This is a genomic window from Micromonospora pallida (assembly GCF_900090325.1).
Classification (GTDB): domain Bacteria; phylum Actinomycetota; class Actinomycetes; order Mycobacteriales; family Micromonosporaceae; genus Micromonospora; species Micromonospora pallida.
This window is the reverse complement of record NZ_FMHW01000002.1, coordinates 4,484,190-4,505,254: the sequence shown is the minus strand read 5'-3', so window position 1 is coordinate 4,505,254 and position 21,065 is coordinate 4,484,190. Positions and strand designations below refer to the sequence as shown.

Here is a 21,065-nt window from a genome sequence, read left to right as displayed (position 1 = left end):
GGGGTATGTCGACCCCGTCGATCATGGCGTTGTGGCACCTGATTAGTGGCGATTGTGAAGTTTGAGAGGTGCCAAAACTCCATGATCGACGGGGTGGTGGGGTAGGGGGGACACCCCGGCATGTAGCCGCAATTCGTTGACGCCGGGCGGGCGGCGCGGGCGAGGTCAGCGGGCGTCGACCCATCGGGCCGTACGGACGGGGCTGCTGCGGACAGTAAGGTCGTCGACGTGGTGAGCGCACCGGTGGGTAGGCACGTGGTCGTCGTCGGAGCTGGCATCGTCGGCGCGTCGGTGGCTTATCACGCCGCCCGCGCGGGCGCCTCCGTGACGTTGGTGGACGCCGAGCGGCCAGGCGCCGGCGTGACGGCGGACTCGTTCGCCTGGATCGGCGCGTCTGGTGTGCGTACCGGTCCGGCGGCCGGGGTGCGGGCCACCGCGACGGAGGAGTACCGCCGAGTCGAGGCCGAGTTGCCGGGACTCCCGGTGATCTGGTCCGGCTCATTGAGCTGGCGCGCGGAGGGCGGCGCGCCGGAGGCCGGGCCCGGGCAGGAGATTGTGGACGCGGCCACCGTGATGACGCTCGAGCCCAACCTTCGGAAGCCACCGGAGTGGGCCATCTGGGCACCCGGCGACGGCGCCGTCGACTCGGTCGGTGTGACCGAGCGGCTGGTCGCGGGCGCCCGCGACCATGGCGCCCGGGTATATCTGAACACCAAGGTCACCGCGGTCCGCCGGGATGCAGCGGGCCAGGTTGCCGGGGTCGAGACGGCCGGAGGACCCCTCGCCGGTACGACTGTGGTGTTGGCGGCCGGTGTTGCCACGGCCGCGCTGGGCGCGCCGCTCGGCGTGCGTGTCCCGGTCGAGCCGTCGCCGTCGCCGCTCTTCCGGTTTCGCGCGCCGGCCGCTCTGGTCCGCACCGTGGTCAACACTCAGGACTTCGATCTTCGGCAGGTTGCTGCGGACCGGCTGATCGCCGCCGCGGACTCGCCCGACCGGACCCTTGCCGCCGTCAGGTCCACTTTCCGCGGTGCCGAGAACGTCGAACTGCTCAGCACACGACTCGGAGTACGCCCAATGCCGGCCGACGGTGAGCCGATCGTCGGTCCGGTCGCCGATGTACCCGGGCTCTACCTGGCGGTGATGCACTCGGCGGTCACGCTTGCCCCGGCCATGGGCCGCCTCATCGCGCGGGAGTTGGTCGACGGCATCGTCGAGCCGACGTTGTCGGGTTGCCGCCCCGATCGCTTCTAGTGTCCCGCATCTGAATCTCGTTACGGGTGGCGTGCCCTCTGATCCCGGGCCTTCCGGCCGTTCCCTGCGAGTAAACCACGCAGGAAGGCCTGAAGCATCTGCCTCGCCGGGGCCAGACACAGGGACGCCCCAGCCGAGTTGGCTGGGGCGTCCGGAGGTCGTAAGGGTCAGCGGCTTTGCTTGGAAGCCTGGACGAAGGTGGTCCAGGCGGCGGGGGTGAAGGTGAGAGCCGGACCCGCCGGGTCCTTGCTGTCGCGTACGGCGACGAGGCCAGGCAGGTTGTCAGCGACCTCGACACACTCGCCACCGTTGCCAGCACTGCGGGTGCTCTTGCGCCATCGGGCGCTGGCCAGGTCAGCCATGATGAACCTCCCCAAGGATCTTGTTGATCACGTTCTTCGATTGTCCTTCATCGAAGGCGAGCCGACCGAGGCTCGTCCAGACCTTCTCGTAGGACGCGAACTCCGCCGGCCGGTCGAGGTAGAGTCCGCCGGTCAGTGACTCGCTGTAGACGACGGCGGGCTCTGGGGTGCTCCGGTTGCCCGGTGGGAATTCCAGCATCACGAACTCGCCAGCGACGTTGCCGTTGTGTGGTCCGGCGGCCAGCGGCAGAATGCGGACGGAGACGTTGGGCAGGTCGGTCACCTCCAGAAGGTGACGGAGCTGTTCGGCCATGACGGCCGCATCACCGACCGGGCGCAGCAGCACCGACTCGCAGAGTGTCACCTGCACCCGTGGCGCGCGGGGCAGTCGACGGGTGAGCAGCGACTGCCGCTGCAACCGCAACTCGACCGCCAATTCCCGGTCCTCCTCGCTCATCTCCGGCTGGTCGACCCGATAGATGCCGAGGGCGTAGCGCCTCGTCTGAAGTAGACCGGGCACCAGCGTGTTCTTGTAGAACCGGAGGCGGGAGGCGGCTGACTCCAAACCCACGTACAGCTCGAACCAGTCGGGGATGGCGTCGCCGTAGGCGTGCCACCAGCCTTTCGCCTTCGTCTCGCTGGCCAGGGCGGCCAGCGCGCCGGTCAGTTCCGGATTCGCGTCGTAGAGCTGGCACATCGCCCGGACGTCCACCGAGCGGACCGACCCGAGGCCGCTCTCGATCCGCCAGACCTTCTGTCGGCTGCACTCCAACGCCTCGGCCGACGCGTCGAGGGTCACCCCGGCCTCGGTGCGCAACTGTCGAAGTGCCCGCCCGAGCTGTCGTCGCGGCACCGTCGAGCCCATGTCTTCGGCCAACGATCACGCCTCCATCCAATTTGCGGCCTCGCCGTTCAAATGCCTATCTGCTGATTGGCGTCAAGTCAAGAATCGAAATTGCGGAACGTTGCATTGTTAATGATTCCGTCCTGGGGTGTCGTGGTTGCGGCGGTCGCGAGGGTGGCATTTCCATCACGGCGACCGGGCGGTGGGTGCCGGGGTCGGTCGGCTCCGGCCGGCCGCGACTGGCGACGTTCTGCGGTGCTGGCGGCGTTCTGTGCTGCTGCGAACCGGTCGAAGTGGCGCGAGCGTCAACGACAGTGGATAGCCTGTTCTTCGGCGTGATCACCGCGACCTCGACCTGACAGCGGGCTGCGGCGTGGCCCCCACCGGCTCGAGGAAGGCTCCGATCGTGACGTCAGACTCTGCCCAGACCTCGGACGTCCTGATGCCGGCGGTCTTCTTCGGTCACGGCAGCCCGATGAACGCGCTGGAGGTCAACCGTTACACCATGGCATGGAAAGCCTTCGGTGAGACGGTGCCGCGACCCCGGGCGATCCTGGTCGTCAGCGCCCACTGGTACATCAACGCCACCGCCGTGACCGCGATGCCCAGGCCGCGCACCATCCACGACTTCTACGGCTTCCCGCGAGAGCTGTTCGAGGTGCAGTATCCCGCTCCCGGGCTGCCCGAGCTGGCCACCGAGGTCAGCGACGTCGTTCACCCGACGTGGGTGGGCGCGGACGTCGACAGTTGGGGCATCGACCACGGCACCTGGTCCGTGCTCGTGCACGCCTTTCCCGACGCCTCCATACCGGTTGTCCAGCTCAGCATCAACGCCGCCAAGCCCCTGGACTACCACCTGGAGCTGGGCGCGAAGCTGGCTCCCCTGCGCGACCGGGGCGTGCTCATCGTCGCCAGTGGCAACGTGGTGCACAACCTGCGCGGGATGGACTGGAATCTCGCGGACGGCGGCTACGACTGGGCGCAGCGCTTCGACGAGGACGCCAGGAACCATATGCTCACCGACCCGACCGGGCTCGCGACTCTCGACGCCCACCGTGACTACAACCTCGCGGTGCCCACCCCGGACCACTTCATCCCCGCGCTGTACCTTGCCGGCCTCGCCGGAGCCGCCGACGCGCCGGACGACACCGAGGTTCTCGTGGACGGTTACGCCTACGGGTCGCTGTCGATGACGGCGTACGCGCTCGGCCGCACCGGCCAGAGCGTCCCCGGCGGGGCCGGCTCCCCGCAGCCGCCGGCCGACCTGCCTCCCGACGCGTCCAACATCTGACCGGGCGCCTCCCGACATCTGACCGAGCCTCCCGATCCGTCGACGAGACGGGTCCGGCCCTTGACGGAGAAACGCGCGGCGGCCCCGCCACCATCCAAATTTGCAACATCCCGAACATTGTCTCTGGAATTCCTGACTGTTGGCCAGAAATAAGTCAGGAATCGCGGCTGCAAAATGTTGCGTTATTGCTGATCGGGGCCGCAGTATGGCCGTGGCGCGGCGGTCTTGCCCTCCCCCGGTGGGATTGCCGCGCCCTCTTCTCGCTTCCCGGCCTGATGGTGGATCCGGGCCGGTCACCGTGAAATCGGAAAGGAGTGCTGCCCTCGTGCGCGCATTTCTCCGTCGAGCAACAACATTCGGCCGACACGCCAAGCCACGGGAACCCCAGGTCGAGTCGGTCCGGTGGGTCGCCGACGAGCTGGCGGGTGCCCGGTGAGCGAACGTTTCGTGGCGCACCTGCCGTTCACCGCCGCCGACCTGCCCGCCGCCCGCCAGTTCGCCGGCACCCTGGCCCGTTCGGTGAGCTTCCTGTCCGAGGTGGACGCCGCCGGGGTCACCGTCAGTTTCGAGGACGAGCAGGGCGTACGCCATCGGGTCTTCTGTGACCTGCCGCTGCCCGACCGCCGGCGCTGCGTGCGCCGGGTCGACCACGGCGGACCCTGCTCGGCGAGGCCGCCGCGATGAGCGCGGCGCCCACGGTCGCCTGCCCGGAGTGCGCCGGCACCGGCTGCCCGCGCTGCCAGTGGCAGGGTCGCCGCCATGCACAGCTCCTGCTCACCGTCGCCAACCGGGACACCGGCGAGGTCGCGTCCCGCCGGGTGATGCCCGCCGACCTCGACCCCCGTCCGGCCCCGGCGGGCGGCTGGGTGGCCGAGCTGACTCCCTGGGTACGCGACCTCGCCGCCACCGTCGCCGCCGCGCTCGACCCTGACCCCCTGGTGGTACGCCTCCCGCCGACCTGGCGGCCCGACCTGCCCGCCGCCGACCGGTACGCCCTGGCGGCGGATGCCCTCGCCGACGCGGCCCGCCATCCGTGGCGGCTCTGGCTGGGCCGGTCGGCCGTGCCGTCCCCGGTCGACCCGGACGCCCGGCTCGCCCAGCTCTGCGGCCTCGCTGATCTGCTCCTGCTCGACCTGGTCGTGGCGGTCCGCCGGGACGGCGACGTGGCGCACTGGACGGTCCGGTACGACGTTCCCGGCTCGCCGGTTCCGGACGGCCCGGTCGAGGGAAGCCCTGACCTGGCGACCGCGCTGCTCCGTACCGATGTGCCGGCTGCCCTGGCCGGTCTCGCCGACCGGGGACTGACCGCCCCGGCCCGGCTGCTCGGGACCGGTCGGCTGACTGCCGGCGGCCCCGGCGATCCTGACCTGCGACCCGGTGATCCTGACCTGCGGCCCGGCGATCCTGACCTGCGGCCCGGGGGTGATGTGCCGACTGTCCGGCGGCTGCCACCGCAGACCGGGCCGGTGCACCGGATCGAGCGGCGTGTCCTCGCCGAGCTGGTCGAGCCGACCGGAGGCGATCCACGCGGTGTGGGGCATGTCGGGGTGTCCAGCCCGGCGGACACCCCGACATGCCGCAGCTCACGTCGATCACCGGACCGAGGAAGGCCCGACCGCACCGACGGGCCTGGTGCCGAGGCGGTCTGGCGGGACGGCGGCTGGTGGCGTACGGGTCTGCGGTACACCGTCGATGGGGCGCCGGGTCGGTCCGCGCTGTCGGTCGGCGGTCGCCCCCGGCCGTCGCTGCATCGGGTCGTCGAGCCGCCCGACCCGTCCCGGTCCCGCGAACCGGTGTCCGGCCGCCCCTGCCCGGACTGTCGCTCGCCGGAACTGACGCGGGCCTGCCGGTGCGCGTCCGGTGGCGGACCGGCCGGCGACTGTGGCCGCTGCGGCGGGACCGGCCGGCGGCGCTCGGCGCTGCGCTGCGCCACCTGCGGCGGCACCCGACGGCTGTGCCGGACCGTGCTGGTCACCCTCACCGACCTGCGGCACCGGGTGGTGCACCTGACCTGGCACGCCGGTGCCCCGGAGGTGGCCTGCGCGGTGGCGAGCGCTTCCGGCGGGCGGCCGGTGGTCCAGCTCCCCGAGCGCTACCGGCTCGGTGCCTGGGCGCGCGTCTTCGGCGTACGCCCGGAAGACCTGGCGGAGGCCGACGGCGGTCACGCGATCCCCCGTGAGCTGCGCGACGGGTACGTCACCCTGCCGTGGCCCGGCGCGGACCCGGTGGGGGAGTACGTCCGCGAGGTCGGCCGGGGACTCCCCGCCGGCCGGCTCGTCGTCAGCGCTGTACGCCCCGACGTGCCGCCGCTGGTCGAGCTGATCCGGCTCGGGGTCGGCCTGGACCTGGCGTTGCACGTCAGCCTGCTCGACCTGCGGAAGCACGCCGGCCACCCGCTGCGGCCCGACGGCCGCTACTGGTCGGTGGAGGTACGGCACCGGGACGCCCCGGTGCATCCGGCCGACCTGCCCACCCGGCCCAGCCTGGCGGCGGCGCTCGACGAGTGCCTGACCCACCTCGCCGACGACCTGGCCGGGCTGCTGTCCGCCGATCCCGGCGTGCCGTTGCCGGTGCCCTGTTCGCCGGCCCGTGAGTCGGTGGCCGACCCGGTGCCCGTCCTGCTCCGACTCGCCGCCGAGTACGGCGGCCGGGCGGTGACCCTCCGCTTCACCCGCGCCGGCCACACCGCCCGCCTGCACGACGACGACGGCGTACGTCCAGTGAACCTGCCGTGTGTCGTTTGACGTGGTTAGGCTCCAGCGGCTTCCAGGCGTTGATCAATTGACCGCCGATCGGGTCGACGGGCTGGTGAACGGACCGGAGGTCTTGTTCGCCGGCGCTCGCAGCCGCCAGCACTCGACTGCTTGCCGGTGCGCGGGTCGGTTCGGCGATCGCCGAACCGATCTTCGACACCGCTGTCTGCGCGCTTGAGCGCTGACCCGACGGGTCCAACCACCTATATTGCGCCGAGTGCCACCTGTACCGGTACATGCTCACGCAGCCCCCCGCCCCGGCGACGGGTCGACGTGGGCGGGGGCCGGACCCGGGGCGGCGGGAGCGCCGGCCCCGGGGTTGTGGATCAGCCGATGGTCAGCAGCGGACCACGGCCGCGTCGATGACCGCCTCGCCGCCCGCTGCCAGCGTCGCCGGGTTGCTGGCAGCCCAGCCGCCGCCGTACGAGTAGTTCTGGTACATCGCCAGATCGCCGTCGACCGAGTCCGCGAAGCAGTACGGCGACTGGATGGTGAAGTTTGCGATCAACCCGCCGGCGCGGAACGGCGTCGTCCAGGTGCCGTCCGCGGCCACCGTGGCCCGCCGGTGCGTCTCGCCGGACTGCTCGTCCTGCACCCCGACCGACAGTTGGGCGCCGGTCACGCCGGTCTCCTCGGCGTCGCGTACCCCGTCCCGGTCGGCGTCCAGCCAGACCGTGCCGCGTACCGTCCCCGGCTCGGCCACCGTGACGGAGGCCTGGCCGGTGTTGTCGGCGAGGTCGTCCTCCGGGGAGGTGGTGGTCGCCGTGGCGGTGAAGATGACCACGTCGCCCGGGACGGCGGTGGCGACGGTGGCCGACAGGTCCAGCGGCTCGGGCGTCCAGCCGTTCACCAGCTGGTAGTACAGGCAGCTCCAGCCCGGCTGCCCGGCGACGAGGGTGTCGCTGAACTCGCAGTACCAGGGGCTGTTGTAGTCCTCGCTGACTCGGGTGAGGCCGGCGGGCAGCGGCACCGTGACGTGGACCAGCTGTGCCGTCATGTTTCCGGTGTTGTGGACCTGCACGGAGACGTTCACGGTGTCGCCCACGATCGGTTGGGCGGGGTTGGCCTGGGCTGCGATGACCTCCAGGTCGGTTACCCCTCGCACGTACGTGATCGGGGCGCTGCCCGTGTTGTTGCTGGTGGAGAGTTCGGGGCTGGTGGTCGTCGCGGTCGCGGTGACCGCCGAGACGGTGCCCGTCGGCGCGGGCGGCAGGTAGAAATGGAACCGCAGCAGCGGTGCGCTCGCCCCCGCGGCCAGCGCTCCGTATGTGCAGGTGGCGGCCGGGCCGAAGTCGCAGGTCCAGCCCTCCGGGGCGCCGTTGCCGTCGGTGAAGTACGCGCCGTCCGGCAGGCCGTAGGTCAGGGTGACGTCCGACGCGGACCGGGTGCCGGCGTTGCGGACCTCGACCTCGACGGTGACCCCACCGCCGACGTCGACGACCTGGTCGCGGGGGGCGATGGCGGTGGCGGTGACCGCCAGGTCCGCCCGGCTCGGCGCGGCGGCGGCCGGCGCGGCGGGGAGCGTCGCGGCCGCCAGCGAGAGCAGCGCGGCGAGGCCGGACGCCGCGGCGAGCCGGGTACGGCGGGTCGGATGAGGAGTGGGATGCATCAGATCCTCGTCTGTGGCAGGGATCGGCCGGCGCGAGTCCGGCCGGAGCGGGTCTCCGTGCCCGCCCCATGATCCAGCGCCGGAGGCCAGCGATTCGTTACGGTCGATTAGTCGCCACAGGCCTCGGACCCGGCTGGACCTGCTGGTCAGCAGCCGTCGCGGAGGGCGGCGAGGCGGTTGCCGAGTTGGATGAGCATGGCGCGGTGGTACTCGGTCGCCGCGTCCCCCTCCAGCCAGCGCAGGTGGTTGAGCAGGTCGAGCATGACCAGGCCGTGTAGCTGCGCCCACGCGCCGAGGAACTGGGCCAGCGCGCCCGGGGAGAGGTGCGGCGCCATGGCCTGCGCCGCCCCGGTGAGCTGCGCGGTCAGCGCCGGGTCCGTCGTCGGTACGGGCACCGCGGCGATCTGCTCGGCGGTCCAGCCGGCGAAGACCACCTCGGCGAAGGCCTCCGCCACCCGGCGGCCTGCGGCCCTTGCTGGGCCTTCCTCGGGGGCGGCGTAGCCGGGCACCGGGTTGCCGTAGAGGAGTAGGAAGAGGGGCTTGTTGCGCAGCGCCCACTCCCGGTACGTGAGGCTCACCGCGACGCAGCGGTCGACGTAGCCGGCGTCGCGATGGGTGTCGGCGGCGGCCCAGAGGGCGTCGGCGAGGGCGTTGTGACCGTGCGCGATCAGGGCGGTGAGCAGCGCGTCGCGGCTGTCGAAGTAGTGGTAGAGCGCCTGCACGGTCATGCCCACCTCGCGGGCCACCGCGCGCAGCGACAGGTCGTGGACGCCGTGCTCGGCGAGGTGCCGGAGCGCCACGGCGATGATCTCGTCGATGGTGGCGGCCCGGCGACGTTCGCGCAGGCTGACTGACGGCTTCACGACTGACACCGCTCATCCTCCTTGACAGTGTTCGACAAATCCTCTTAGCCTGACGCTGTTCGTTCTGCTTGACACTATCAGGCAAAGCTTCCTGGAGGACGCCATGGCAACTCGTCCCGCCTCCCTCTATTACCTGCACCGACCGCTGATGGCCTTCGGCGCCGCGATGGCCGTCCTGACGGTGGTCGGCTTCGTCGGTCTGGTCGTGGACGACCGCACCCTGGTCGGCGCGCCGATCTGGGCCAAGCCGCTCAAGTTCGCCCTCTCCTTCCTCCTGTACGCGCCGACGCTGGCCTGGCTCCTCTCCCTGCTCCGCCGGCACCACACCGCCGGGCGGCGCGCCGGCACGGTCGTCGCCGTCACGGCCGCCGTCGAGATGGCGATCATCGTGGGGCAGGTGATCCGGGGCCGGCAGAGCCACTACAACGTGCTCACCACGGTCGACACGGTCCTCTGGACGGCCATGGGGGCGACCATCGCGGTGCTCTGGGTGGCCAACCTCGTGGTCGCCGTCCTGCTGCTCCGGGAGCGGATCACCGACCGGGCCACTTCGTCGGCCGTCCGCCTCGGGCTGGCCCTGGCAGTGGCCGGGATGGCGCTCGGCTTCCTGATGACCGGCCCCACCCCGGAGCAGGACGCCATGATGCGCGAGGGCGTGGCGACCGTGGTCGGCGCGCACAACGTCGGCGTCCCGGACGGCGGGCCGGGACTGCCGCTGCTCGGCTGGAGCACCACCGGCGGTGACCTGCGCATCCCGCACTTCGTCGGGATGCACGGACTCCAGGTGCTGCCCCTGGTCGCTCTGGCCCTGCTCCAACTCGGCCGCCGCGTGCCCCGACTGCGCGACGACGGTACCCGCCGGAACCTGGTCCGCACCGTCGCCGCCGGGTACGCCGGACTGGTCGCCCTGGTCACCTGGCAGGCGCTGCGTGGGCAGCCGTTGACCGCCCCGGACGCGGCCACCCTCGGCGCGGCCGGCGTACTGCTGCTGGTGACCGTCGGGGCGGCCGCCGCCGTGCTCGCCACCGCGCGGACCCCGGTGCCCGCCGCCACGCCGGCCCTCAGCGGCGGTACGCGGTGACCGAGCGGATCTTCGACCTGACGTTCCCGCTGGCCGTACCCTTCTGGGCCTTGATGATCCTGCTGCCCGGCTGGTCGTGGACCCGGCGGATCGTCGGCTCGCCGCTGATCGTGGTGCCGCCGATGGTCGGCTATCTGGTCCTCGTGGTCGCGGAGTTCGACCGGGTCTGGCCGGTGGTGAGCCAGCCCTCGCTGGCCGGGTTGACGGAGTTCCTCGGCACCCCGGCCGGCGCGGCGACGATCTGGGCGCACGTGATCGCCTTCGACCTCTTCGTCGGCCGGTGGATGTACCTGGACAGCCGGGAGCGGGGCATGCATCCGCTGGTGACCGGCCCGATCCTGGTGCTGACCATCCTGCTCGCCCCGGTGGGTCTCCTCGCCCACCTGGCCTTGCGGGAGGTGGCCGGGCGCAGGTCGCCGCTGCCGAGGCCGGGGAACGGCCAGGTTCCGCCGGACGGGGTCACCCCGTCCGGCGGAACCGTCGCTCAGTCCGGCACGCGGCGGTAGGCGCCGTCGCTGGCCGAGGTGGCCATCGAGGCGTACGCGCGCAGGGCGGCGGAGACCGGGCGCTGCCGGTCCACCGGGGTGTACGGCCGGTCCCGCTTCTCCTGCGCGATCCGCCGGGCCTCCAGCACGTCGGCCGGCACGTTCAGCTCGATCGACCGGTTCGGGATGTCGATGACGATCTCGTCGCCCGGCTCGACCAGGGCGATCAGCCCGCCGGAGGCGGCCTCGGGGGAGGCGTGCCCGATGGAGAGGCCGGAGGTGCCGCCGGAGAACCGGCCGTCGGTGAGCAGCGCGCAGGACCGGCCCAGGCCACGTCCCTTGAGGAACGAGGTCGGGTAGAGCATCTCCTGCATGCCGGGGCCGCCCTTGGGGCCCTCGTACCGGATCACCACCACGTCCCCGGCGACGACCTCCTTGGCGAGGATCGCCGACACCGCGTCGTCCTGGGACTCGTAGACCTTCGCCGGGCCCCGGAAGGTCAGGCACTCCTCGGGCACCCCGGCGGTCTTCACCACGCAGCCCTCCGGGGCGAGGTTGCCGTGCAGGATGGCCAGCCCGCCGTCGGCCGAGTACGCGTGCTCGCGGTCCCGGATGCACCCGCCGGCCGCGTCGGTGTCCAGCGTGGACCAACGGTTGGTGGTGGAGAACGGCTCGGTGGTGCGAACCCCGCCGGGGGCGGCGTGGAACAGTTCGACCGCCTCCGGCGTCGCCGAGCCGCCCCGGACGTCCCAGTCGGCCAGCCACCGGTCCAGCGAGGGGGAGTGGACCGAGGACACGTCCCGGTGCAGCAGCCCGGCGCGGTCCAGTTCGCCGAGGATGGCCGGGATGCCGCCGGCCCGGTGCACGTCCTCCATGTGGTACTGGGGCGAGTTCGGGGCGACCTTGGCCAGGCAGGGCACCCGCCGGGAGATCGCGTCGATGGCGGCGACGTCGAAGTCCAGTTCCGCCTCGCGGGCGGCGGCGAGCAGGTGCAGGATCGTGTTGGTCGAGCCGCCCATCGCCACGTCCAGGGCGACGGCGTTCTCGAACGCCGACCGGTTGGCGATCGACCGGGGCAGCACCGAGGCGTCGTCGTGCTCGTACCAGCGCTTGGCGACCTCCACGACGGTGCGGCCGGCCTCGACGAAGAGCGACCGGCGCGCGGCGTGGGTGGCCAGGGTCGACCCGTTGCCCGGCAGCGCCAGCCCGATCGCCTCGGTCAGGCAGTTCATCGAGTTCGCGGTGAACATGCCGGAGCAGGAGCCGCAGGTCGGGCAGGCGGACCGCTCGATCGCGCCGAGCTGGTCGTCGGTGACCGCCTCGTTGGACGACGCGATCATCGCGTCGATCAGGTCGATCTTGGAGTGGACGATCCCCTCGATCGCCACCGTCTTGCCGGCCTCCATCGGGCCGCCGGAGACGAAGACGGTCGGGATGTTCAGCCGCAGCGCCGCCAGCAGCATGCCCGGCGTGATCTTGTCGCAGTTCGAGATGCAGACCAGGGCGTCCGCGCAGTGCGCGTTGACCATGTACTCGACCGCGTCGGCGATCAACTCCCGGCTGGGCAGCGAGTAGAGCATCCCGCCGTGCCCCATGGCGATGCCGTCGTCCACCGCGATCGTGTTGAACTCCCGCCCCACCCCGCCGGCCTCGGCCACCGCGTCGGCGACCAGGCCACCGAGGTCCTTGAGGTGGACGTGTCCGGGTACGAACTGGGTGAAACTGTTGGCGATGGCGACGATCGGCTTACCGAAGTCGTCGTCGGTCATCCCGGTGGCCCGCCAGAGGGCCCGGGCGCCGGCCATCGTCCGACCGTGCGTGGAGGTCTTCGACCGCAGCTCAGGCATGGGGTCAAGTGTTGCACCGTCCGACGGGTGCGCCCACGGCGATGAGGCTGTGTCCCAACAGATGCACACCCGGCCCCCCGCGCGACGGCGATGTCCGGCAGAGTTGACCCTGTGCAGTTCTCCCCGGTCATGATCGCAGTCGCGATGCTGAGCGGGCTCGGGGCGACCACGGCCACCGGTCTGCTGGTCGTCTCGGTCCGGCACCGTAGCGGCGGGTACCGGCAGGCCCACCTGCTGCTCGCCACGGGCGCCACGGTGGCGACACTCAGCCTGGTCGCCGGGCTGGTCGCCGCCGCCAGCCAGGACCACCACCACGGGGAACGAACAGGCTGGGCGACCGCGGTCGCCATCGGTATCGCGGTGAGCGGCCTGTTCGGCTGCGCCGGACTGCTCCGGATGCCCGGGGTCGTCGGGTCGCCGTCCGGGGCGGTCCGGTTGCTCCTCGACGGGGTGATCGCGGCGGCGGCGTTCTGGTTCGTCGGCTGGGTGCTCTTCTCCGAACCCACCCGGCTGCTCGGCGAGACCGCCCACCTGGACTGCGCGCCGATCCTGCTCGCCACGGTCAGCGCGGCCCTCGCCGCCGGGCTGAACGCGGTCGTCGCCGCCCGCGCGCCCCGTCCCCGGACCCGGCTGGCCGGGCTCTGCTGCGGCGTCACCAACACGGTCTGCGGCGGGCTGGGGGTGGCCGGCGGGCTCTGCGGCGGCGGACCCCGGATGGCCCTGGTCGGTGGGGTGCTGCTCGCCGTCGGGCTGCTCTCCGCCGGGCTCGCCGTGCACACCACCGACCCGCCCGGCGAGGTCGCGGCCGACCTGATCCGCCGGGACAGCGAGTACGCCTTCATTCCGATGATCGCCATGGCCGCCTCGGCCACGTACCACCTCTTCCAGGACGGCCGGTTCGACGCCCTCGCCATCACGGCGGGCAGCCTTGAGGGCTTCGCGCTGGTGACCCGGCAGTACCTCACCCTGCACGACATGCGCGGGTACGCCGCCCGGTTGGCCGAGCGGGAGGCGCACTTCCGTGAGCTGGCACACACCGACGCGTTGACCGGACTGGCCAACCGACGGGGGCTGATGCGCGTGCTGTCGTCCGCCGTCGCCGCCGGTGGACCGGTGGTGCTGCTCAGCCTCGACCTGGACGGCTTCAAGCACGTCAACGACGTACGGGGGCACGACGTCGGCGACGCGGTGCTGGCCGAGGTGGGGCGGCGGCTGCGCGTCCACCAGGACCCCGGTGACCTGCCCGCCCGCCTCGGCGGGGACGAGTTCGCGGTGCTCACCCGGCGGAGTCCGGCCGATGCCGACCAGCTCGCCCGGACGCTGCTGAACGCGCTCGACGAGGCGTACGAGCAGCCGGGCGGGCCGGTCTTCCTCTCGGTCAGCGTCGGGGTCGCCGGGCGGGTCGACCTGGACGACGCGACGGCGCCCCGCCACGCCGACGAGCCGGACGTCGAGGTGCTGCTGCGCCACGCCGACCTGGCCCTGCGCCACGCCAAGCAACAGGGCAAGAACCGGGTCGAGCGGTACGACGCCGCGCACGAGCGGATGCTGCGCCGCCGGACGACCGTGGAGCACGAGCTGCGGGGCGCGATCGGGCGCGACGAGCTGCGGCTGGTCTTCCAGCCGGTGGCCTCCCTGCCGTCGGTGCGCCCGGTCGGGGCGGAGGCGCTGCTCCGCTGGCGCCACCCGGAGCTGGGCGCGGTCCGGCCGGACGAGTTCATCCCGCTCGCCGAGGAGTGCGGGATGATCTCCGCGCTCGGTGCCTGGGTGCTCGACCAGGCATGTCTCCAGCTCTCCCGCTGGCTGGCCGACGGCCACGACGTCTGGGTGTCGGTGAACGTCTCGCCCAAGGAACTGCACGCCGAGGAGTACGTCGTCCAGGTGGCCGAAGCGCTGCGGGCGCACGGGGTGCCGCCACAGCGGCTGGTGCTCGAGGTGACCGAGCACACCGTGGCGACCGACGTCGACGCGCTGATCCGGCGGTTGACCGCGCTGCGCCGGACCGGGGTGCGGATCGCCCTGGACGACTTCGGCGCGGGGTACTCCTCCCTGGGGCAGCTCCGCCGCCTGCCGATCGACATCCTCAAGATCGACCACAGTCTGGTCGCCGAGCACGAGCCGGTCCGCCCGGTGGACCGGGAGGGGCCGCCCTTCGCCCCGATGGTCGACGTCGTGATGCGGCTGGGCCACCAGCTCGGGCTGGAGGTGATCGCCGAGGGGGTCACCTCGCCGACCGAGCTGGCCGCGGTGGTCGCCGCCGGCTGCCGGTTCGGGCAGGGGGCGCTCTTCGGCTGGGGCGTACCGGCGGAGCACCTGGAGGCGATGCTGGACGCGGCGACCTCGGGGGGCGCGCGCCCGGTCCCGCCCATCGACGGCGACCCGGCGGCCCGGCTCGACCCGGTGGATCCGACGGTCGCGCGGACCGATCGGATCGACCCGCCGCGACCGCGTTCCGCGCCGGCGGAGCCGACCGGACGCGGCCTCGGTGAGACGGTGTCCGCAGTGGCGGAGCCGACCGGACGTGACCCCGGTGAGACGGAGTCTGCGCAGGTGGGACCGGGTGTGGCGCAGGACATACGCGGGGGCGCGGCATTCCGTTGACCAACATGTGAGATCAGTTGACTCATCGCGTGAGATGCGTCAGGCTGTTCCCATGCCGTCGTTCCGCCTCTCGCGAGTACTTACCTGAGCGCACTCTCCTCTCGTGAGAGTGCGCTGGCCCCGTGCATCTGCACGAGGGCCGTTTTTATTGCCGTTGGACCCATCGGGGCGGGCCCCGCCCGCGTTGCACTGCTTGACGAGCCACACACCCGAGCCGAAGGTCAGAACCGCCATGACGCGACCCACGCCAGAGACCCTCGCCCACTCCGCCCGGCGCGGCCGGCCGACCGCCGAGCCCGCCGCCGTCGACCGTGCCGCCGTTCCGGCGGTATCCGCCCCGGACACCCCGCTCCAGGTCTCCGGCGCCGGCTCGCTGGTGCGCTCGCTCGAGGCGCTCGGCGTCGACGTGGTGTTCGGCATCCCCGGCGGGGCGATCCTGCCGGCGTACGACCCGCTCTACGACTCCCGGGTCCGGCACATCCTGGTCCGGCACGAGCAGGGCGCGGGACACGCGGCGACCGGGTACGCGCAGGCCACCGGCCGGGTCGGGGTGTGCATCGCCACCTCCGGCCCCGGCGCGACGAACCTGGTCACCCCGATCGCCGACGCGTACATGGACTCGGTGCCGCTGGTCGCGATCACCGGGCAGGTCCCCCGCCCGGCGATCGGCACGGACGCCTTCCAGGAGGCGGACATCCAGGGCATCACCCTGCCGATCACCAAGCACAACTTCCTCGTGCAGACCCCCGAGGAGATCCCGCAGGTGCTGGCCGAGGCGTTCCACCTCGCCCTGACCGGCCGACCCGGCCCGGTCCTGGTGGACATCCCCAAGGACGTCCTCCAGGCGCAGACCACCTTCACCTGGCCGCCCGTTCTCGACCTGCCCGGCTACCGCCCGACCCTGCACCCGCACGGCAAGCAGATCCGCGAGGCGGCCCGGCTGATGACCACCGCCCGCCGGCCGGTGCTCTACGTCGGCGGTGGCGTGCTCAAGGCCGGGGCCACCGAGGGGCTGCGCCGGCTCGCCGAGCTCACCGGCATTCCGGTGGTCACCACGCTGATGGCGCGCGGGGCGTTCCCCGACTCGCACGAACAGCACCTGGGCATGCCCGGCATGCACGGCACGGTCGCCGCGGTCTACGCGTTGCAGAAGTCCGACCTGATCGTGGCTCTCGGGGCACGCTTCGACGACCGGGTGACCGGCCGGCTGGACTCCTTCGCCCCCGGCGCGACCGTGGTCCACGCCGACATCGACCCGGCCGAGATCGGCAAGAACCGGACGGCGGACGTGCCGATCGTCGGTGACGCCCGGCACGTCATCGACGAGCTGATCGGCGCGGTCACCGTCGAGCACGCCGCCGGTCGGACGCCCGAGTTGACCGACTGGTGGGCGCAGCTCGACGACCTGCGCGGGCGTTACCCGCTCGGCTACGACGAGCCCGCCGACGGCACCCTCGCCCCGCAGTACGTGATCAAGCGGCTCGGCGAGTTGGTCGGCCCGGACGCCATCTACGTGGCCGGGGTCGGGCAGCACCAGATGTGGGCGGCGCAGTTCATCTCGTACGAGAAGCCGTACACCTGGCTGAACTCCGGCGGCGCCGGCACGATGGGGTACGCGGTTCCCGCCGCGATGGGCGCGAAGGTCGGCAAGCCGGACACGGTGGTCTGGGCGGTGGACGGCGACGGCTGCTTCCAGATGACCAATCAGGAGCTGGCGACCTGTGCCCTGGAGGGCATCCCGGTCAAGATCGCCATCATCAACAACGGCAACCTGGGCATGGTCCGGCAGTGGCAGACCCTCTTCTACGGGGAGCGCTACTCCAACACTGAGCTGGGCACCCACAAGCACCGCATCCCGGACTTCGTCAAGCTGGCCGAGGCGCTCGGCTGCATCGGCCTGCGCTGCGAGAACGCCGCCGACGTGGACAAGACCATCGAGGCCGCGATGGCGATCGACGACGCGCCCGTGGTGATCGACTTCGTGGTCGGCAAGGACGCGATGGTCTGGCCGATGGTCGCCGCCGGCACCAGCAACGACGAGATCATGTTCGCCCGTGGTGTCCGCCCGGCCTTCGACGAGGACGACGTCTGATGGATCGGCGCGACGACGGAAACAGCAAGCGCAGTCAGATGTCGCGCACCGGCGCGACCGAGCGAAGCGAGGCCCTGGCATGAACCTGCACACGCTGTCGGTTCTGGTGGAGAACAAGCCGGGCGTGCTGGCCCGCGTCTCCGGGCTCTTCTCCCGGCGCGGGTTCAACATCAACAGCCTCGCCGTCGGTGAGACGGAGAACCCGGACGTGTCCCGGATCACCATCGTGGTCAACGCCGAGTCGTCCCCGCTGGAGCAGGTCACCAAGCAGCTCAACAAGCTGGTCAATGTGCTCAAGATCGTCGAGCTGGACCCGCAGGTCTCGGTCGCCCGGGAACTGCTGCTGGTCAAGGTCCGCGCCGACCGGTCCGCCCGGAGCCAGGTGCTGGAGACGGTGAACCTCTTCCGTGCCCGGGTGGTCGACGTCGCCCCGGACACGCTGACCGTCGAGGCGACCGGCACCCCCGACAAGCTGGACGCACTTCTGCGTGACCTCGAACCTTTCGGCATCAAGGAGATGGTCCAGTCGGGCACCGTGGCGATCGGGCGCGGCTCGCGCTCCATCACCGCCGGCCCGTCCCTGCGGGCCGCCTGACCCCCGACCAGACAGGCGGCGCGCCGACCAGACCGGTGGCGCGCGCCGCCCGAAACCGACCGAGCCGGCCCTGCGGGCCGCCGGAAAACCAACCGCACCAACCACGACGGGCCACCCCGTCGTACGAAAGGGAAGTTCTCATGAGCGTTGAGGTGTTCTACGACGACGACGCCGACCTGAGCCTCATCCAGGGCAAGAAGGTCGCGGTGATCGGTTACGGCAGCCAGGGCCACGCCCACGCGCTGTCGCTGCGCGACTCCGGCGTCGACGTGGTGATCGGTCTGCCCGAGGGCTCGAAGAGCCGGGCCAAGGCCGAGGAGGAGGGGCTGCGGGTGCTCACCCCGGCGGAGGCCTCGGCCGAAGCCGACGTGATCATGATCCTGGCTCCGGACACCGCGCAGCGCGGTCTCTACGCCGAGTCGATCGCCCCGAACCTGACCGCCGGCAAGGCGCTCTTCTTCGGGCACGGCTTCAACATCCGGTACGGGCTGATCAAGCCGCCGGCCGACGTGGACGTGGCGATGGTCGCGCCGAAGGGCCCGGGTCACCTGGTCCGCCGCCAGTACGTCGACGGCAAGGGCGTGCCCTGCCTGGTCGCCGTCGAGCAGGACGCCTCGGGTTCGGCTCTCGCCCTGGCCCTGTCGTACGCCAAGGGCATCGGCGGCAGCCGGGCCGGCGTGATCAAGACGACGTTCAAGGAAGAGACCGAGACCGACCTCTTCGGCGAGCAGGCGGTGCTCTGCGGCGGCGCGTCCGCGCTGGTGCAGACCGGGTTCGAGGTGCTCACCGAGGCCGGGTACGCGCCCGAGGTGGCCTACTTCGAGTGCCTGCACGAGCTGAAGCTGATCGTCGACCTGATGTACGAGGGCGGCATCGCCCGGATGCGCTACAGCATCTCCGACACTGCCGAGTACGGCGACCTGTCCCGGGGCCCGCGCGTGATCGACGCCCGGGTCAAGGAGGAGATGCGCAAGATCCTCTCCGAGATCCAGACCGGCGAGTTCGCCCGTGAGCTGATCGCCGAGGAGGAGGCTGGCCGGCCGAACTTCAACAAGTGGCGGGCGGAGGGCGCGGCGCACCCGATCGAGCAGACCGGCCAGAAGCTGCGCGACATGATGAGCTGGGTCGACCGGCCGATCACCGAGACCGCCTGACCCCGGTTCGTTCTGACGCGGCCCGCCGTGCGGCGGACCGCTGCTGACGTGGCCCGTGGCCCCGACGCCCCACCCGGCGTCCGGACCACGGGCCGCGTCTCTTTCCGCCCTCGCCTTGGTCGACTCGGTTTTGGCGATATCGCGGCATCCCACGCGCCCTGATACCCCCATTTTGGCGGAATCGAGGCGGCCGTTCTGCTCAGTTGCTGGGACCGGGTGATCAACGCCTCGGGCCCGGCCAGCGGTTGAACGGACGATGGCGGACGGGTGACCGGTCCGGGCCTCGTGTCGGATCCGCACGATCGGTCGAGAACCGTCTCATGCCCGGCTGGTGTGTGAGGGCCCTCACCCCGGTCCCTCGGACAGCGGCGGCGGGCATCGGCCTACCATCGCGGGTAGGTGTTCCCGGTGCCCCGCACGCCACTGCGGTAGGTTCCCCGGCACCCGCACGGCCCATGGCCCGGTCAAGCAACAGGGCGCAGCGCGGCGTCCCGTCGACGACGCCGATCCGCCCTGACGATATCTACGAGGACCGATGAATCCTGTCGTACTGATCGCCGAAGAACTCGCTCCCGCCGCCATCGAGGTGCTCGCCCACGACTTCGACGTACGTCACGTCGACGGCACCGACCGCCCGGCGCTGCTCTCCGCCCTCGCCGAGGCCGACGCGGTGATCGTGCGCAGTGCCACCCAGATCGACGCGGAGGCCGTCGCCGCCGCCCCCCGGCTCAAGGTGGTCGCCCGCGCGGGCGTCGGACTGGACAACGTCGAGGTGCCCGCCGCCACCGCCCGGGGCGTCATGGTGGTCAACGCGCCCACCTCGAACATCGTCTCCGCCGCCGAGCAGGCCGTGGCCCTGCTCCTCGCCGTGGCGCGGAACACCGCCAGCGCCAGCGCGGCGCTCAAGGCGGGCGAGTGGAAGCGGTCCAAGTACACCGGCGTCGAGATCCAGGGCAAGACCGTCGGCGTGGTCGGCCTCGGCCGGATCGGCGTCCTCTTCGCCCAGCGGATCGCCGCCTTCGGCACCCGGCTGATCGCGTACGACCCCTACATCCAGCCGGCCCGCGCGGCCCAGCTCGGGGTCCGCCTGGTCGGCTTGGAGGAGCTGCTGCGGGAGAGCGACTTCATCTCGATCCACCTGCCGAAGACCCCGGAGACGGTCGGCCTGATCGGCGAGAAGGAACTGGCCGTCGTCAAGCCGGGCGTGCGGATCGTCAACGCCGCCCGGGGTGGCCTGGTCGACGAGCAGGCGCTGGCCGACGCCATCGCCGAGGGCCGGGTCGCCGGCGCCGGCGTCGACGTGTACGCCAAGGAGCCCTGCACCTCCTCGCCGCTGTTCGCCTTCGACAACGTGGTGGCCACCCCGCACCTGGGCGCCTCCACCCACGAGGCGCAGGACAAGGCCGGTCTCGCCGTCGCGAAGAGCGTCAAGCTGGCCCTCCAGGGCGAGTTCGTGCCGGACGCGGTGAACGTCCAGGCCGGCGGCGTGGTCGCCGAGGACGTCCGGCCGCTGCTGCCGCTGGCCGAGAAGCTGGGCCGGGCCTTCACCGCGGTGGCCGGCGGGGTGGCCGCCAGCGTCACCGTCGAGGTACGCGGCGAGATCGCCAACCACGACGTCTCGGTGCTCAAGCTCGCCGCGACCAAGGGGCTGTTCAGCTCGGTCGTCGAGGAGCAGGTCACCTACGTCAACGCCCCGCACCTCGCCGCCGAGCGCGGGGTCGAGGTCACCCTGACCAGCCAGACCGAGGCGGATCAGCCCACCCTGGTCACCGTCCGGGGCGCGCTGCCCGACGGCCGTACGGTCAGCGTCTCGGGCACCGTCGTCACCAGCGGCGGGCGGGACGTCATCAAGCTGACCGAGGTCGACGGCTTCGACGTGGAGATCGGTGCGGAGGGCATCCTGCTCTTCCTCCGCTACGTCGACCGGCCCGGCGTGGTCGGCACCGTCGGTACGCTGCTCGGCGAGGCCGGCATCAACATCGCGGCCATGCAGGTGGCCCGTCGCGAGGCCGGCGGTGAGACGCTGATGACGCTCACCGTCGACCAGGCCCTCGGCGCGGACCTGCTCACCTCGGCCGCCGACTCGATCGGCGCGACCGCCGCGTCCGCCGCCGACCTGCGCGACGAGTAGTCTTCCGTCCCCGCACGTCACAGGGGCCCGGCCACCACTGGCCGGGCCCCTGTTCGTGGTCGGGGTCGCCTGCCAGCCGGTCGTCCCCGGTCTGCGGATGCCGGGT

General features: G+C 71.9%; 15 protein-coding genes and 1 pseudogene. 11 read left to right on the top strand and 5 right to left on the bottom strand.

All coding sequences use genetic code 11. The features are described 5' to 3' along the window. Positions 1–228 precede the first annotated feature (228 nt). Entirely contained in the window at positions 229–1,251 is a 1,023-nt protein-coding gene (locus GA0074692_RS18490; RefSeq protein ID WP_342672849.1) for an NAD(P)/FAD-dependent oxidoreductase, read from the top strand. A gap of 167 nt (positions 1,252–1,418) precedes the next feature. On the opposite strand, the gene GA0074692_RS18485 is transcribed toward GA0074692_RS18490, so the two are convergent. Then, positions 1,419–1,613 carry a DUF397 domain-containing protein gene (locus tag GA0074692_RS18485; protein ID WP_091646332.1) on the bottom strand — a complete coding sequence of 65 codons (195 nt, stop codon included), beginning with the start codon at positions 1,611–1,613 and terminating at the stop codon, positions 1,419–1,421. Next, the gene (locus tag GA0074692_RS18480) at positions 1,606–2,490 is read right to left on the bottom strand and encodes a helix-turn-helix domain-containing protein (RefSeq protein WP_091646329.1); all 885 of its coding nucleotides are present in this window, start codon (positions 2,488–2,490) and stop codon (positions 1,606–1,608) included. Before GA0074692_RS18480 ends, GA0074692_RS18485 begins: the two co-directional genes overlap by 8 nt. A gap of 373 nt (positions 2,491–2,863) precedes the next feature. Between GA0074692_RS18480 and ygiD the strand changes: the two genes are divergently transcribed. The 3 genes from ygiD to GA0074692_RS34815 all read left to right on the top strand — a co-directional run bounded on the left by ygiD (position 2,864) and on the right by GA0074692_RS34815 (position 6,492). Next, positions 2,864–3,748, top strand: coding sequence for a 4,5-DOPA-extradiol-dioxygenase (gene ygiD / locus GA0074692_RS18475; protein WP_245730360.1), 885 nt, complete (start codon positions 2,864–2,866; stop codon positions 3,746–3,748). A 432-nt stretch (positions 3,749–4,180) separates the two neighbouring features. Then, positions 4,181–4,432 (top strand): hypothetical protein, encoded by a 252-nt coding sequence (locus GA0074692_RS18470; RefSeq protein ID WP_091646327.1) that lies wholly within the window; start codon positions 4,181–4,183, stop codon positions 4,430–4,432. Continuing rightward, positions 4,429–6,492, top strand: coding sequence for a hypothetical protein (locus GA0074692_RS34815; protein WP_091646324.1), 2,064 nt, complete (start codon positions 4,429–4,431; stop codon positions 6,490–6,492). The genes GA0074692_RS18470 and GA0074692_RS34815 overlap by 4 nt, the downstream gene beginning before the upstream one ends. A gap of 346 nt (positions 6,493–6,838) precedes the next feature. Here the strand turns inward: GA0074692_RS34815 and GA0074692_RS18460 are convergent, their stop codons facing one another. Next, on the bottom strand, positions 6,839–8,110 hold the full coding sequence (locus GA0074692_RS18460; RefSeq protein ID WP_091646322.1) for a DUF11 domain-containing protein: 1,272 nt from the start codon (positions 8,108–8,110) through the stop codon (positions 6,839–6,841). A 146-nt stretch (positions 8,111–8,256) separates the two neighbouring features. Beyond that, on the bottom strand, positions 8,257–8,982 hold the full coding sequence (locus GA0074692_RS18455; protein WP_091646320.1) for a TetR/AcrR family transcriptional regulator: 726 nt from the start codon (positions 8,980–8,982) through the stop codon (positions 8,257–8,259). Between the two features lie 94 nt (positions 8,983–9,076). On the opposite strand from GA0074692_RS18455, the gene GA0074692_RS18450 reads away from it, so the two are divergent. Together GA0074692_RS18450 and GA0074692_RS18445 are read left to right on the top strand one after the other, a co-directional pair. Beyond that, positions 9,077–10,054 carry a hypothetical protein gene (locus GA0074692_RS18450; RefSeq protein ID WP_091646317.1) on the top strand — a complete coding sequence of 326 codons (978 nt, stop codon included), beginning with the start codon at positions 9,077–9,079 and terminating at the stop codon, positions 10,052–10,054. Beyond that, positions 10,051–10,560, top strand: a complete 510-nt coding sequence (locus GA0074692_RS18445; protein WP_218106685.1) for an ABA4-like family protein — start codon at positions 10,051–10,053, stop codon at positions 10,558–10,560. Before GA0074692_RS18450 ends, GA0074692_RS18445 begins: the two co-directional genes overlap by 4 nt. On the opposite strand, the gene ilvD is transcribed toward GA0074692_RS18445, so the two are convergent. Continuing rightward, complete coding sequence (ilvD, locus tag GA0074692_RS18440; protein WP_091646315.1) at positions 10,539–12,386, bottom strand: dihydroxy-acid dehydratase; 1,848 nt, start codon at positions 12,384–12,386, stop codon at positions 10,539–10,541. The genes GA0074692_RS18445 and ilvD overlap by 22 nt on opposite strands. A 111-nt stretch (positions 12,387–12,497) precedes the next feature. Between ilvD and GA0074692_RS18435 the strand changes: the two are divergent. The 5 genes and pseudogenes from GA0074692_RS18435 to serA form a co-directional block, all read left to right on the top strand. Beyond that, positions 12,498–14,795: pseudogene (locus GA0074692_RS18435) on the top strand (putative bifunctional diguanylate cyclase/phosphodiesterase); the annotation flags it as partial. Positions 14,796–15,219: 424 nt separating this feature from the next. After that, on the top strand, positions 15,220–17,079 hold the full coding sequence (locus GA0074692_RS18430) for an acetolactate synthase large subunit (protein WP_091646313.1): 1,860 nt from the start codon (positions 15,220–15,222) through the stop codon (positions 17,077–17,079). 79 nt (positions 17,080–17,158) lie between these two features. Further along, positions 17,159–17,674, top strand: a complete 516-nt coding sequence (gene ilvN, locus GA0074692_RS18425) for an acetolactate synthase small subunit (RefSeq protein WP_091646311.1) — start codon at positions 17,159–17,161, stop codon at positions 17,672–17,674. A 140-nt stretch (positions 17,675–17,814) separates the two neighbouring features. Next, the gene (ilvC, locus tag GA0074692_RS18420; protein ID WP_091646309.1) at positions 17,815–18,828 is read left to right on the top strand and encodes a ketol-acid reductoisomerase; all 1,014 of its coding nucleotides are present in this window, start codon (positions 17,815–17,817) and stop codon (positions 18,826–18,828) included. Between the two features lie 535 nt (positions 18,829–19,363). Further along, the gene (gene serA / locus GA0074692_RS18415; RefSeq protein ID WP_091646307.1) at positions 19,364–20,959 is read left to right on the top strand and encodes a phosphoglycerate dehydrogenase; all 1,596 of its coding nucleotides are present in this window, start codon (positions 19,364–19,366) and stop codon (positions 20,957–20,959) included. Positions 20,960–21,065 lie beyond the last annotated feature (106 nt).